A 14,060-nucleotide genomic window follows, 5' to 3' on the forward strand; every position below is an offset into this window, starting at 1 on the left:
CGCTTCTGGACAGACCGTGTCCGGATGGTCACGATGCTGTCCGAACGATCGGGTACGGCACGGGAACAAGGGGGCAAACGGTGGCACGCGAGGACGACGCGGCGACCCCGGACCCCAGCGGCGACGCGAACGGCGGCTCCGCCGAGGCGACCGGCTCCGGCGCATGTCCCCCCTTCGTCCCCGGCCAACGCGGCGTACACCACCCCCGGTTCTGTGACGGCGACCTCGGGCCCGAGCCGGCCGCAACCCAACCGGCCGAGCCCTGGTCGCCCGACACCGCAACGCCCCACCCCTTCGCGACCGACCCGGGCGGCGGCCACAGCGACGCCGCGGCCGTGTCGTTCGAGGGCCCGGCGGACGGCGAACTGGCCGACCTGGTGCGCGCCGGCGACGGCGACGCCTACGGCCCGCTCTACCAACGCCACGTCGGCTCGGTCCGCCGCTTCGCGCGCACCTGCACCCGCACCCCCGAGGCCGCCGACGACCTGTGCGCCGAGGCGTTCGCCCGCACGCTCCAGGCGCTGCGCTCGGGCCAGGGGCCGAAGGAGGCGTTCCGGGCCTACCTGCTCACCACCGTGCGGCACGTCGCGGGCGACTGGACCAAGAGCGACCGCCGCGAATGGCTCACCGAGGATTTCACCGTCTTCGAGTCCGCGTGGGAGAACCAGGACCGGATCGTGAAGGCCGACGACGCGCGGCTCGCACTCCAGGCCTTCCAGGGCTTGCCCGAGCGGTCCCGGACGGTGCTGTGGCACGTGGACATCGAAGGCGAGCAGGCCGTGCAGGTCGCCCCGCTGGTCGGCGAGAACCCGGACAACGTGCGCAAGATCCTGGAGCGGGCCCGCCAGGAACTGCGCGACAACTACTTCGTGGCGTTCGCCACCGGCGGCGTCAAGGACGAGAACTGCAAGAAGTTCACCCGGCACTACGGCCGGCACATCCGCAACCGGATGGACTCCGAAAAGCGCCGGGAAAGCATCGACGCGCACCTGAAGAAGTGCAGCCGGTGCAACGAGACCTACGCCGAGATGGTCGACGTCCGCGACCGGTACGGGCCGATCGCGCTGGGGCTGATCGGCATCACCGCGCCGATCTTCCTCAGCGGCACGGCCGTGGCCGCGGGCACCACCGCGGCGGCCGCGGCCGTGGCCGGCGGCATGGGCCTGGCCGCGGGCGCCACCGGCGCGAGCGGCGTCGCGAGCGGTGTGGCCGCGGGCGCCGCCGCGGCCGGGAGCGCGGCGGCCGGCGCCGGCGTGGGCGCGGCCGCGGCCAAGGGCGCGAGTCAGGCCGGCCACACCGCCGGCCGCTCGTCGCTGATCGCGGGCGGTGTGGTGGTGGCCGTGGCGGTGGCCGCGTTCGCCCTCGTGGACTCCGACAAACCCAAGCCGAAGCGCCCGGCCCCGCCGGTGGCCGCCTCCGCGCCCGCCCCGCTGCCGCCGGCCGCCGCCGATACCCCTCCCCCGCAACCCTCGCCGCCCGACCCGGAGGTCGAGCCGGCCGCCACACCGCCGCCGGCCGCGACCCCACTGCCGCCCCCGCCGCCCCCGCCCACCAAGTACCCGCCGACCAGGCCCGCCCCGACCAAGGTCAAGCCGACCCGGTCCGGTCCGACCCTGGTGGTCGACAACAAGGAGTTCCGTGCCGACGACAACAAGGTCGGCTTCAAATGCGACAACGGCGCGGGCAAGTGGTGCGAGAACCCGACCATCACCGTGCCCAGCGCACTGGCCGCACCGCTGATGCCGGCCGGCTCCACCGCCGAGTGCACCGAGGTGAAGGGCAAGAACGGCTCGCACTACACGCTGTGCCGGCGCTGACCCCACACCCCGTCCGCCCGACCCCGGGCCGACACCTCCCGCGGCCCGCCCACCGCCGCCTGCGGGCACCCCGCGGCAAGGAAATGCCGAACAGGGCCTAACCCGCCACGCCCGCCGTACCCGCCCATGGTGCCGCCGCCTCCAGTTGACCCGCGAGGCGGAACAGCGTGCTCTCGTCCCCGTAGCGGCCGGCGAACTGCACCCCCAGCGGCAGCCCGTCCGAGGTGCGCCCCAGCGGCACCGACATGGCGGGCTGCCCGGTCACGTTGAACAAGCCGGTGAACGCCGCCATCCCGCGCATCCCGCCCAGCGCGGCCCGCGGATCGCGGTTGGGGTCCAACTCGCCCAGCAGCGGCGGCACCACCGCCATGGTCGGCGTCAGCAACACGTCGAAGCGCCCGGTCAGCCGAGTCACCACCCGCCCGATCGTGTGCATCCGGTCGACCGCGGCCAGGTAGCGCGCCAGCGACAACCCGCGGCCCTTGTCCACGATCAGCCGGGTCGCGGCGTCCAGGTCGTCCGCCCTGAGTTCGCGCCCCAACTCGGCCAGCCGCAGATCCACCATGCGCGCCATGTGCGCGGCGCTGATCGGCGCGATCACCTCGCCCGGTCGGGTCAGCGTGTCCGGCCAGGTCACCGGCTCCACGTCGTGCCCCAGGGCGACACACAACGCGGCGGCCTCCTCGGCTGCCCGCACACACTCGGGGTCGACCAGGACCTCCGCGTCCACCGGCGTCAGGATCAGCCCGATCCGCAACCGCCCCGGCTCCGCGCCCACTTCGGCCGCGTACGGGCCCACCGGCGGCGGTGCGTGATACGGGTCGCCCGGCTCCGGGGTGCCGGTGACGTCGAGCAGCGTCGCGCTGTCGCGCACCGTGCGGGTGACCGCGTGCGCGACCGCGAGACCGGCCCACGACTCGCCGTGGTCCGGCCCCGGGGTGACCCGGCCGCGACTCGGCTTGAGCCCGAACACCCCGCAGCACGCGGCCGGGATGCGAATCGAACCGCCACCGTCGGTGGCGTGCGCGACCGGCACCATGCCCGCCGCGACCGCCGCCGCCGACCCGCCGCTGGAGCCGCCCGCGCTGCGTTCGGGGTGCCAGGGGTTGTGCGCGGGGCCGAACAGGCCGGACTCGGTGGTCGTACCCAGCCCGAACTCGGGCGTGTTGGTCTTGCCCACGATCAGCACACCGGCCGCCCGCAGCCGGGTCACCAGCGTGCTGTCACGCGCCGCGACCGTACCGGCGAACAACCGCGACCCGTTGCTCGTGGTCATCCCGGCCACGTCGCACTCGAGGTCCTTGATCAGGTACGGCACACCCGCGAGCACCCCGGGCAACAGGCCGGCGACCGCGGCCCGGGCCTGCTCCTCGCACAACGCGACCACCGCGCCCAGGGCCGGCTCGCGTTCCTTGATCGCCTCGAAGGTGACGTCGAGCACCTCGTCCGCGGTCACCTCGCCGCGGGCGATCAGGCCCGCGAGCCCGGTGGCGTCATAGGACTGATACTCGTCGATCCGCACGGCACGACCTCCAGCGCTGGTGAACACATCCGTCCCGCACCGTACGCGATGGTTGCCCGGCGCCGTCCGCCCGCGGCCGGATCGGCAAAATCCGGCGCGTGGCCGCGCGTTGACCACGGCAGGCGCCCCGAGCCCCACCACGCGGCGCCACCGAAGGTGCCGCCGCGGCGCCCGCTCAGCCCACCGACGAGTACGCGACCACGCCGCGGCGCAGCCCCTCGATCGCCTTGCGCGCGGTGCCGCCGACCTTGCTGTCGTCGGGGGCTGCGGCGGCGATCTGGCCGAGTACGTCCACGAGTTGCTTGATCCAGCGGACGAAGTCGCCCGCCGGCAGGTCGGCTTCGCCCAGCACCACGTCCAGGCTCAGCCCCGAGGCCCACGAGTACGCCGTCCAGGCGAAGCCCAGGTCCGGCTCGCGCAGGAAGTCGAGGTGGTGCTGCCCCTCCAGCGCGTCCAGGTGACCCCACAGGCGCACCATGTCGGCCAGCGCGGCGTGCGCCGCGCCACCCGGCAGCTTGGGCGCCATCGCGTCGTCCGGCTGCCGCGACTCGTACACCAGCGCGGAGGCACACGCGGCCAACTCGGCCGGCGTCAGTTCCTCCCACAGGCCCTCGCGCAGGCATTCGGCGGTGAGCAGGTCCAGTTCGGCGTAGATCCGCGCGAGTCGGCGCCCGTCCTCGGTGACCGTGTCGCCCACGAGGTAGTCCAGGTCGGTGAGCATCGCGCAGACCCGGTCGAAGGTGCGCGCGATGGTGTGCGTGCGCCCCTTCATCCGGCTCTCGATCACCTGCGTGTCGCGCAGCAGCCGGTAATAGCGCTCGGCCCAGCGCGCATGCTCCTCGCGCTCGTCGCAGCCGTGGCACGGATGTTGCCGGATGGCCTGCCGCAGCCGGGTGAGCTCCGGGTCGTCGGCCGCGGGCGAGCGCTGCTTGCGGGCCCGCGGCTGGTCCACGTAGCCGACCTTGCTGCGCAGCGAGGACGCCAGGTCGCGGCGGGACTGCGGATTGCGCGCGTTGAACGAGCGCGGGATGCGCAGCCGGTCGATCGCGGTGACCGGCACGGGGAAGTCGATCCCGGCCAGTCGGCGGGCCTGCCGGTCCGAGGTGAGCACGAACGGGCGCGGCCCCTCCGGTCCCTGGTCGGTGCCCGGGTCCAGCACCACCGCGAGACCCGCGTACTTGCCGGTGGGCACCACGATGATGTCGCCCGGCCGGAGCTTCTCCAGCGACGCGGCGGCCTGGGCCCGGCGCTGCGAGGCGCCCTCGCGGGCCAGCTCGGTCTCGCGATCCTTGAGCGCGCGGCGCAATTGCCCGTACTCGGCGAAGTCGCCCAGGTGGCAGGTCATCGCCTCGTGGTAGCCGGCCAGCCCCTCCTCGTTGCGCTGCACCTGGCGGGTCAGCCCGACCACCGAGCGGTCCGCCTGGAACTGCGCGAACGAGGTCTCCAGCAGCTCGCGCGAACGATGCCGGCCGACCTGGCCGACCAGATTGACCGCCATGTTGTACGACGGCTTGAAGGACGAGCGCAGCGGATAGGTACGAGTGCCCGCGAGGCCGGCCAGGTGACCGGCGTCGAAGCCCTGATGCCACAACACCACGGCGTGGCCCTCCACGTCGATGCCGCGCCGCCCGGCGCGCCCGGTGAGCTGGGTGTACTCGCCGGCGGTCAGGTCGGCGTGCGTCTCGCCGTTCCACTTGACCAGCTTCTCCAGCACCACCGAGCGGGCGGGCATGTTGATCCCCAGGGCCAGCGTCTCGGTCGCGAACACCGCCTTGACCAGGCCCTTGACGAACAGTTCCTCGACGACCTCCTTGAAGGTCGGCAACATGCCCGCGTGGTGCGCGGCGATCCCGCGCTGGAGCGCCTCCAGCCACGAGTGGTAGCCCAGCACGTGCCGGTCCTCGTCCGGGATGCCGGTGGTGCGTGCCTCGACGATCGCGCGCACCTCGGCCCGCTCCGCGTCGCCGTTGAGCCGCAGGCCCGCGTGCAGACACTGCTGGACGGCCGCCTCGCAGCCCTTGCGGCTGAAGATGAAGGTGATCGCGGGCAGCAGGCCCTCGGCGTCGAGCCGGTCGATCACCTCGGCGCGGCTGGGCGCCCAGATCCGGCTGCGCGTCGGCCGGGTCTCCTGGCCGCGGTTGCGCCGGTAGCGGTCCTGCGGTCGGCCCGCGCGCTCGCTCTCCATCCGGCCCAGCCGGATCAGCTCGGGGTTGACCTCGGTGTGGTTCTCGTCGGTGAACAGGTCGTAGGTGCGGTTGCCCGCGATCACGTGCTGCCACAGCGGCACCGGACGATGCTCGGAGACCACGACGGCGGTGTCGCCGCGCACAGTCCCCAGCCAGTCGCCGAACTCCTCGGCGTTGCTGACGGTAGCCGAGAGGGAGACCAGGGTGACCGATTCGGAGAGGTGGATGATCACCTCCTCCCACACCGCGCCGCGGAAGCGGTCGGAGAGGTAGTGCACCTCGTCCATCACGACGTAGCCCAGGCCGTTCAACGCGTTCGAGGACGCGTAGAGCATGTTCCGCAGCACCTCGGTGGTCATCACGATCACCGGGGCGTCGCTGTTGACCGAGTTGTCCCCGGTGAGCAGGCCCACGTTCGCCGCGCCGTAGAGCTTTTGGAAGTCGGCGAACTTCTGGTTCGACAGCGCCTTGATGGGCGTCGTGTAGAAGCACTTGCGGCCCTGTTCGAGCGCGAGGTGCACGGCGAACTCGCCGACCACCGTCTTGCCCGAACCGGTCGGCGCCGCGACCAGCACCCCCTTGCCGCTTTCCAACGCGCGGCACGCCTCGACCTGGAAGGGGTCGAGACCGAAGGGATACTGCTCGCGGAACGCGTGCAGGCTCGTCCGTTCGTCGGCGGCCCGGCGGCGCGAGGCCGCGTAGCGCTCGGCGGGGGACATCTGGGTGTCGCGGTCCGTGCCGCGTGAAGGATCGAGAGGCATCTCGTCAAGCAGACTACCGGCCGGGGCCGACGGCTGTGATCACCTTTTTTCGATCATGACAAGCAGCTCGATCATGACAAGCAGCTCGATCAAGACAGGCAGCACGATCATCACAGGCGGCTCGATCAAGACCCGGGCCTCGATCACCGGACCCGGCTCGCTCTCCGGCGTCGCTCAGTCGCGCGGCCGGGGTATCAGGACCCGGACCGCGTCGGGTATGCAGTCCGCGGTCAGCGGCAACGCGCCCAGCCGCTCGCCGTCGGCCCACCCGCTGAGCCCGCCCGCAGTCATCGACACGGTCGCGGCCCGGTACACCGAGACCAGCGGGTGGCTCACGTGCTTCCCGCTGTAGACCTTGGGGAACACCCGCAACAACTCGGCCCGCCCGCAGCCGGCCACCACCGTGACGTCGAACAGACCGTCACCGGGATCGGCGTCCGGACACATCCGCATGCCGCCGCCGTAGGAGCGGCCGTTGCCCACCGCTATCAGGGTGGCCTCGACGTCGAAGGGTTTGCCGTCCAGCTCCAGCTCGTAGGCGATCGGCTTCAACGCGCCCAGCTCGCCCAGCAGCGCGGCGTTGTAGCGGGTCCGCCCGCGCGCCCAGGTCATGCGATTGGCGCGCTCGTTGACCCGCGAGTCGAAGCCGGTGCACAGGATCGTGCCGAACCAGCGCTCGCCCACCCGGCCGAGGTCCATCGGCCGCGCATACAGGTCGGCCACCACGCGCGCCGCGCCCGCCACGTCGCCCAGCGGCAGCTCCAGGGCCCGCGCGAAGTCGTTGCCGGAGCCGATCGGCACCACGCCCAGCGGCGTACCGGTACCCGCCACCGCCTGCAACGCGGCCGCCACCGTGCCGTCACCGCCCACGGCGACCACGGCGTCCACACCGCGGCGCACCACCCCGCGCAGCCGGGCGATCCCCTCCGCGGCGCCGGGGGCGGACACCTGATGCGGTGTCAGCCCCCGCTCGCGGAGCAGATCGGCGGCGACGGACGCCGCCTTCAGGCCGCGACCACGACCCGCGGTGGGGTTGACGAATACTGCTATCTCCCGAGACACAAGGCGCGAGATTAGCCCACCCGACCTCAGGTGATGTCGTCCACCCTGGCAGCGGGGCCCGGGTCCGAATCGTCCGCGACGGCGCTCGGGCGCTCGACCGGGCGCACCGAGGTGTCCAGGACGGACGCCTCGTCGTCGTCGAGGTCGGCGCCGAACACTTCCGCGTGCCGCTTGCCGCGCCGGCGATCGTTGACCCAGGCCACGATCAGCGCGATCCCGTACAGGATCGTGATCGGAATCGACAGCAGGATCATCGTCAGCGGGTCGGTGGTGGGCGTGGCCACCGCGCCGAAGATGAAGATGCCCATCACCACCCAGCGCCACCAGCTCGCGAGCTGCTTCGCGGTGACGACCCCGCCGAAGTTCAGCATGATCAGCACGAGCGGCAGCTCGCACGCGATGCCGAACACCACGACCATGCGGATGACGAAGTTGAGGTAGTCGTCGAGCTGGATCTGGTTGCTGGCGTCGGTGAGCGTGAAGTCCAGGAGCACCTGGAGGGCGTGCGGCAGGATCCAGTACGAGAAGTAGGCGCCGCCCAGGAACAGCGGCACACCCACGCCGACGAAGGCCAGCGAGTACTTCTTCTCGTTCTTGTGCAGCCCCGGCGCCAGGAAGGCCCACATCTGGTAGAGCCAGATCGGTGAGGCCGCGATGATGCCGGTGGCCAGCGAGATCTTCAGCGCCATCGAGAACGGCGACAACACACCCTGCTGCACCAGGACACCCTGGCCGCACTTGGTGACGCCGGTGCCCTTGACGTTCTTGAGGTCACAGACGGGATTGACCAGGAACGCGCCGATGTCCTCGTAGAAGAACGCGGCGACGATGGTCACGACGATGATGGCCAGGAGCGCCTTGACGAGGCGATTGCGCAGTTCGCGCAAATGCTCCATGAGGGGCATGCGCCCCTCGGCGTCCTTGATCTTCTTTTGTTTCGGGCCGGACTCTCGTCCGCGCCCTGCCTTGTCAAGCACCTTGAGGGCCGACTCCTAAAAGGCGCGCGCGGATTCAGCGACGGTTGTGGTCGGGCTCGCCGACCGGCCGCGCCTCGCTCACGTCGCCGGGAGCCGCCTGGATGGTGCGCGGCGGCGCCTCGGTGGTCTTGGCGGGCTTGTCGGCGGCGGGGGCCTCGGCCGTCCCGTCCTCCTTCATCGCCTTGGTCTCGCTCTTGAGGATGCGCAGCGAACGGCCCAGCGCACGCGCCGTGTCCGGCAGACGCTTGGCGCCGAACAGCAGCACGACGACAACCAGGATCAGGATGATCTCGGGCCAACCGAGCTTGCCAAACATAGTCAGTACCTCATTGCCGGGGCCGGGGGGTTATGGGTTCGATCGTACGCCGGTGCGTATGACAGACGTGCAACGCAATGGTGGCGAACAACTGCACCGGACGTAACCCCCAGGGGTCACGAGTACGGATCACGATCGGTGCGAGGCCGAGGGGCGGGCGTGCGGGACGGAATCGCGCCGCAGGGACCGGCCACCGGCCGCGTCCAGCTCGGCGGCGGCCGCGGACAGCCGGGTCGAGGCGTCCGCGACGGTCGCTCCGAGGTGACGCACGTCACCGAACAATCGCCAGGCGAACCAGCCGATGACGCCGAGTCCGGCGAGGACGAGCACGATGAAGACGAGGACCCACGGCAACATGCGGCGACCCTAACAGCCCCCGAGTCCGCCACGCGCCCCCGTTCAGCGTGCGACCTGCATCGACGACACGCCGCCGTCGGTGAGCAGTTCGACGATCCGCTCCCCCGCCGGCCGGCGCACCGAGTCGGCGCAGGTGGGACAGCGGAACAGATAGAAGGACTTGTTCGGTCGGAGCACCAGCCGCAGTTGATCCGCCGTCAGCTCGACGCGCCCGCAAACCGGGCAGCGCGCCGTGAACGTCGACACCGTGGGCCTCCTCGCAATCTCGGGAAGGTTGTCGTCGGTGGTACCGGAGGTGCCGCTGGGCCGCGGTCGGGGGCGTGTGCCGTTTTTGGACAATCGCCTCCGGCCGCGGCGAATCAGCCGGCCGGGTCCGCGTAGGCCGCGAGCGCGGCCGAGGCGGTCCGTCGTACATCGTCGACGAGTTCCGGCGGGGAGATCACCCTGCCGTGCCCGCCCAATCGCAGCGCGAGCCGCCGGATCCCGGCCGGGTCGGGCGTGCGCAGGGTCAACCGCAGGCCGCCGTCGGCCAGCTCCTCGACCTTGTCGTGCCGGTAGTACTCGGTGACCCAGCGCCCGCCGGGTCCCAGTTCGAGCACCACCTCGATGCCGTCGGCCGCGGTGGGCGCGAAACCGTCCGCGAGATCCAGCGGCTCGATCGGCTGCGGCTCGGACGCCTCGTCCAGGAGCACCGCCTCGGCGACCCGGTCCAGCCGGAACAACCGGCGGCCCTCGGCCTGTCGGCACCACGCCACCAGGTAGGTGTGCCCGTCGACCAGCACCAGCCGGATCGGATCCACCTCGCGCTCGGTGATCTCGTCCCGGCGCGGCACGTAGTAGCGCAGCCGCAGCCGGCGCTTCTCGCTCACCGCGCGGTCCATCGTGGCGAACGCCGACTCCTGGGCGGCGTCGTCGCCCTCGAACTCGACCGTCACGCCCTGCGCGGCACGCGCGGCCTCACCGGCGGCGTCCTCCAGCTTGGCGGTCACCCGGCCCAGCGCGACCTTGTCCCGCTCGCGCAGCCCGGACAGGCCGGCCAGCGCGCGCAGCGCCACCAGCAGGGCCAGCGCCTCGTGCGGAGCCAGCCGCACCGGCCGCACCGGCGCGTCGGCGTTGTCCAGGAAGACCCGGCCCTCGAAGTCGACGTGCGGCTCCAACAGGTCGTCGGCCATGAAGCTGGTGCCGCACATGTGCAGCGTGCCCAGGTCCGCCTCGACCTGCGCCACCGGCAGGCCGAACGCCCGCGCCACGTCGTCCAGATGCGTGCCGGGGCGCTCGCGCAGGTAGGCCACCAGCGACAGCAGCCGCCGGGTGTCGTCGATCGCGTTGCTCATCCGACCTTCACCTGTCCCGTCGCCTCTCCGGCGGCCTCACGCAGTTGCGCGACCACGGCGGCGCGCAGATGGGGCGGCTCCAGCACGACCACGTCGGGGCCGAACTCGGCGAGCCAGTGGTGCAGTCCGTGCCCGTGGCTCAGTTCCAACTCGTCCCAGCCCTCACCGGCCGGCACCACCGCGCTCGCCCGGGCGCGCAGCGGGAACCCGGCACCGGTGCGGACCCGGATCCGGGCGATGCCCTCGCCGCCCTCCCCGGCGAAGCGCGCGACCTGGCCGCGCACGTCCACCTTCTCCGGCACCTCGGCCCGGAACTGCTCCTTGAGCGGCTTCGGCTTGGGCTTGTCGGCGATCCGGTCGAGCCGGAACACCCGCTGCTCCTGTCGGTCCCGGGAGAAGCCGACCAGGTACCACCGGCCGCGCCAGCAGCTCATCCCCCACGGCTCCACCACTCGGGGCGTGGCCTCGGCGGCGCCGGAGCGGCGGTAGGCGAACTGGACCGGGCGGCGGGTGCGCAGCGCGTCCAGCAGCGGCCCGAACGCGGGCTCGCGCGCGGTCACCCGGGGCTCGACGCTGGTCAGCGGCGCCGAGTCGATCTCGACACCGGCGGCCTTGAGCTTGTACAGCGCGCCGGTCGCGGCGCCGGCCAGCGCGGACTGCTGCCAGGCACCGGCGGCCAGCGCGAGCGCGGCGGCCTCCTCCGGGTCCAGCTCCACCGGCGGCAGCGCGTTCTTCTCGGGGCGGATCCGATAGCCGTCCGCCGACTCGATCAGCGGGTCGTTGGCCCCGGTCTCGACGATGAAGCCGAGTTCGCGTACGTCGTCCTTGTCCCGCTCGAACATGCGGTCGAAGGCTTCGTCGGACGTGCACAGCCGATACGACTCGATCGACTGCCGCAGCTCTTCCTTCGTGACGTAGCGACGGGCGGCGAGCAGACACATCACCAGGCTCACCAACCGCTCCTGCTTCGGAATCGCCATCAGATCCCAGTCCCTCCCACAAGGCGCAGCCCCGACCGTACCGCGTTCGGCGCGTCGGTTGGTCGCGGCCGCCGATCTTGCCCTCCGGTTCGCCCGACCGCTCCCGCCGGCGTTAGGCTGCCGGACCGTGATCACCTGGCGACGCGGCGAAGTGACGGCGATCCGACGGGCCTGGCGCGGGGCGGTCGAGCTGACCGTGGCCGTACCCGAACCCGCCCCCGCGCGGGAGTTGCGCGCGATCGCCTACCCGCACCTGACCGGCACCCCGGTGGTCGGCGACACCGTGCTGCTCAACACCACCGCCCAGGACATGGGCCTGGGCACCGGCGGCTACGCGCTGGTGGTGGCCCTGCCCGATCGACTGCCCGAGGACCCGGCGCCCGGACCGGGGCACGTGGTCAAGGCCCGATACACCCCGATGCAGGCGGTCGTGCTCGGCGTGGACGAGCAGGACTCGCCGCACCACGCGACGCTGCGCGACGCGGACTCGCTGGACGGCATGCCGGTCGTGGTCGCCGACCTGCACTCCGCGCTGCCCGCGATCTGCGCCGGGATCCGCGCCGCGCGCCCGCACGCGCGGGTGGTGTACGTGATGACGGACGGCGGCACGCTGCCGCTGTGGTTCTCGATGACCGTCGACATCCTGCGCGACCACGGGTGGCTGGCGGGCTCGGTGACGGTGGGCCAGGCGCTCGGCGGCGACCTGGAGGCGGTCACCCTGCACACCGGCCTGCTCGCGGCCCGGCACGTCCAGGGCGCGGATCTGGCGATCGTCGCGCAGGGGCCGGGCAACCTGGGCACCGGCACACCGTGGGGCTTCTCCGGCGTCGCGGCGGGCGAGGCGATCAACGCGATCGCCGCGCTCGGCGGCCGGCCGGTGGCCTCGCTGCGGCTCTCCGACGCGGACGGGCGCGAACGCCACCGAGGCGTCTCGCACCACTGCCTGACCGCGTACGGCCGAGTCGCACTGGCCCGGGCGGATGTGGTCGTGCCCACGTTGCCGCGGCCGCTGGCGGATCGGGTCGCGGCGGACGTCGAGCCGCTGCGGGACGCGCACGACGTGCACACGGTGTCCGTCGACGGCCTCGACGCGGCGCTGCGCACGAGTCCGGCCCGGCTGTCCACGATGGGCCGCGGCCTCGACGCGGACCACGCCTACTTCCTCGCCGCCGCCGCCGCGGGCCGCTTCGCGGCGCAACTCCCCTCCCGGTAGCCGGTTTCGGACCGCACCCGAGCCGAGGCGAGCGGGCAGCCCCCGCACAACCGGCCCGAAAACGCCGACGGCCCCGATCCGCGCGGGATGCGCGAACCGGGGCCGAACGAGGTCCGACTAGCCGACCTTCATCAGGTCGACCACGAAGATCAGCGTCTCACCGGGCGCGATCGCACCCGGCGCGCCGCGGTCGCCGTAGGCCAGGTGCGACGGGATGACCAGCTTGCGCCGACCGCCGACCTTCATGCCCTGCACACCCTTGTCCCAGCCTTCGATGACCTGGCCCACACCGAGCCGGAAGTCGAGCGGGGAGTTGCGGTTCCAGGACGCGTCGAACTCCTCACCGGAGGAGAAGGCGACACCGACGTAGTGCACGCTGACGTGGTGACCCGCCTGGGCCACCGGGCCGTCGCCCTCCCAGATCTCGGTGATCTCCAGGTCGGCGGGCACGCCACCCTCGGGGAAGTCGATCTCGGGCTTCGTAAGCTCGCTCACAGCGTTATCCGTATCCGTTCGAGTGCTGAATGCGGGGTCCAACGTACCGGGCCGGTCGCCCGACCCGGTCATCGGACGAGCCGTCAGGCCGCCGTGCCACCGAGCGCGTCGACGATGTCGACGACGAACACGAGCGACGAGTTGGCCGGGATGGTCGGCGGCTTGCCCTCGGCGCCGTAACCCTTGTCGGCCGGGAGCACCAGCAGCACACGGCTGCCGACCTTCTGCCCCACCAGACCCTCGTCCCACCCGGTCACGACCTGGCCGACACCGATCTTGAACGCGGTCGCGCCGCCGTGGTCCCACGACGAGTCGAACTTGGTGCCCTTGTCGAACAGGGCGCCGGTGTACTGCGCGACCAGCGTCTGGCCTTTCTGGACCACCGGGCCGGTGCCCTCGATCAGCGGCTGCACGATCAGCTTGGTCGGCGCGGCGGTGCCCGGCGGGATGGTGATCTCCGCGGCCTTGCCGGACTCGACCTTGGCGACCGGCAGGCCGGCCGGCGGGGTCACCGGGGCGCCCTTGGCCTCCGCCTTGGTGTCGAGCGTCTTGGTCGACTTCAGGTCCACCGTCAGCACGACGGCCTGCTTCTCCTGGGTGACCTTGGCCGGTACCACCACGAGCAGTCGGGTGCCGACCTTCTTGCCGATTATCCCCTGCCCGATCTCCTTCAGGAGCTGCTGATCGCCGGCCTGGAAGACCTCGGGAGTCTTGCTGTCGTACGAGTTGCCCGCGTCCGAGCCGTCCCAGTTCTTGCCGACGGTGTCCGCGATGACGTAGTCGTCCTTCTTGATCACCTCACCGGTGCCCTCGATCAGGACCGCGGACGTCGTCTTGTCGCCCGACTTGCCCTTGGGGATCTTGATGTCCGGCTTCTGACCGAAGGCTCCGGTCACGGTGGGGGTAACGGTTTTTCCTCCGTCGTCATCGCCACACGCGACCGCGGTGAAGGCCAGTGCGGGGACCAGAAGGAGCGCAGCGAGACGGCGCACGATGTTCCTCTGCTGAGATGGACAAGGACCGGGACACTCTATGGGGTC

The 14,060-nt window shown here is 71.9% G+C and carries 13 protein-coding genes; 2 read left to right on the forward strand and 11 right to left on the reverse strand.

Annotation, left to right across the window (positions count from 1 at the left end; genetic code table 11):
• Positions 1-80 precede the first annotated feature (80 nt).
• The gene (locus ACH4U8_RS20305) at positions 81-1,817 is read left to right on the forward strand and encodes an RNA polymerase sigma factor (protein ID WP_395779127.1); all 1,737 of its coding nucleotides are present in this window, start codon (positions 81-83) and stop codon (positions 1,815-1,817) included.
• A gap of 97 nt (positions 1,818-1,914) precedes the next feature.
• Here the strand turns inward: ACH4U8_RS20305 and ACH4U8_RS20310 are convergent, their stop codons facing one another.
• The 9 genes from ACH4U8_RS20310 to ACH4U8_RS20350 all read right to left on the reverse strand — a co-directional run bounded on the left by ACH4U8_RS20310 (position 1,915) and on the right by ACH4U8_RS20350 (position 11,312).
• The gene (locus tag ACH4U8_RS20310; RefSeq protein WP_395779129.1) at positions 1,915-3,339 is read right to left on the reverse strand and encodes an amidase; all 1,425 of its coding nucleotides are present in this window, start codon (positions 3,337-3,339) and stop codon (positions 1,915-1,917) included.
• Between the two features lie 175 nt (positions 3,340-3,514).
• Positions 3,515-6,244, reverse strand: a complete 2,730-nt coding sequence (locus ACH4U8_RS20315; protein WP_395779532.1) for a DEAD/DEAH box helicase — start codon at positions 6,242-6,244, stop codon at positions 3,515-3,517.
• 216 nt (positions 6,245-6,460) lie between these two features.
• Positions 6,461-7,348 carry a diacylglycerol kinase gene (locus ACH4U8_RS20320; protein WP_379990895.1) on the reverse strand — a complete coding sequence of 296 codons (888 nt, stop codon included), beginning with the start codon at positions 7,346-7,348 and terminating at the stop codon, positions 6,461-6,463.
• Positions 7,349-7,374: 26 nt separating this feature from the next.
• Positions 7,375-8,253, reverse strand: coding sequence for a twin-arginine translocase subunit TatC (tatC, locus tag ACH4U8_RS20325; protein WP_379990898.1), 879 nt, complete (start codon positions 8,251-8,253; stop codon positions 7,375-7,377).
• 106 nt (positions 8,254-8,359) lie between these two features.
• Positions 8,360-8,641 carry a Sec-independent protein translocase subunit TatA gene (gene tatA, locus ACH4U8_RS20330; RefSeq protein ID WP_360306329.1) on the reverse strand — a complete coding sequence of 94 codons (282 nt, stop codon included), beginning with the start codon at positions 8,639-8,641 and terminating at the stop codon, positions 8,360-8,362.
• A 129-nt stretch (positions 8,642-8,770) separates the two neighbouring features.
• Positions 8,771-8,998, reverse strand: coding sequence for a hypothetical protein (locus tag ACH4U8_RS20335; protein ID WP_360306331.1), 228 nt, complete (start codon positions 8,996-8,998; stop codon positions 8,771-8,773).
• A 42-nt stretch (positions 8,999-9,040) separates the two neighbouring features.
• Positions 9,041-9,244, reverse strand: coding sequence for a hypothetical protein (locus ACH4U8_RS20340; protein ID WP_078978606.1), 204 nt, complete (start codon positions 9,242-9,244; stop codon positions 9,041-9,043).
• Positions 9,245-9,357: 113 nt separating this feature from the next.
• Complete coding sequence (locus ACH4U8_RS20345; protein WP_360306333.1) at positions 9,358-10,332, reverse strand: WYL domain-containing protein; 975 nt, start codon at positions 10,330-10,332, stop codon at positions 9,358-9,360.
• Positions 10,329-11,312 carry a helix-turn-helix transcriptional regulator gene (locus tag ACH4U8_RS20350; RefSeq protein ID WP_379990896.1) on the reverse strand — a complete coding sequence of 328 codons (984 nt, stop codon included), beginning with the start codon at positions 11,310-11,312 and terminating at the stop codon, positions 10,329-10,331. The genes ACH4U8_RS20345 and ACH4U8_RS20350 overlap by 4 nt, the downstream gene beginning before the upstream one ends.
• 127 nt (positions 11,313-11,439) lie before the next feature.
• Between ACH4U8_RS20350 and ACH4U8_RS20355 the strand changes: the two genes are divergently transcribed.
• Entirely contained in the window at positions 11,440-12,525 is a 1,086-nt protein-coding gene (locus ACH4U8_RS20355; RefSeq protein WP_395779131.1) for a DUF3866 family protein, read from the forward strand.
• Positions 12,526-12,642: 117 nt separating this feature from the next.
• Here the strand turns inward: ACH4U8_RS20355 and ACH4U8_RS20360 are convergent, their stop codons facing one another.
• Positions 12,643-13,020 (reverse strand): FKBP-type peptidyl-prolyl cis-trans isomerase, encoded by a 378-nt coding sequence (locus ACH4U8_RS20360; RefSeq protein ID WP_360306339.1) that lies wholly within the window; start codon positions 13,018-13,020, stop codon positions 12,643-12,645.
• A gap of 83 nt (positions 13,021-13,103) precedes the next feature.
• Positions 13,104-14,012 (reverse strand): FKBP-type peptidyl-prolyl cis-trans isomerase, encoded by a 909-nt coding sequence (locus tag ACH4U8_RS20365; protein WP_395779133.1) that lies wholly within the window; start codon positions 14,010-14,012, stop codon positions 13,104-13,106.
• Positions 14,013-14,060: the final 48 nt, after the last annotated feature.

Origin of the sequence: Embleya sp. NPDC020886 (assembly GCF_044333915.1) — a bacterium.
In the GTDB taxonomy this organism is placed as follows: domain Bacteria; phylum Actinomycetota; class Actinomycetes; order Streptomycetales; family Streptomycetaceae; genus Embleya.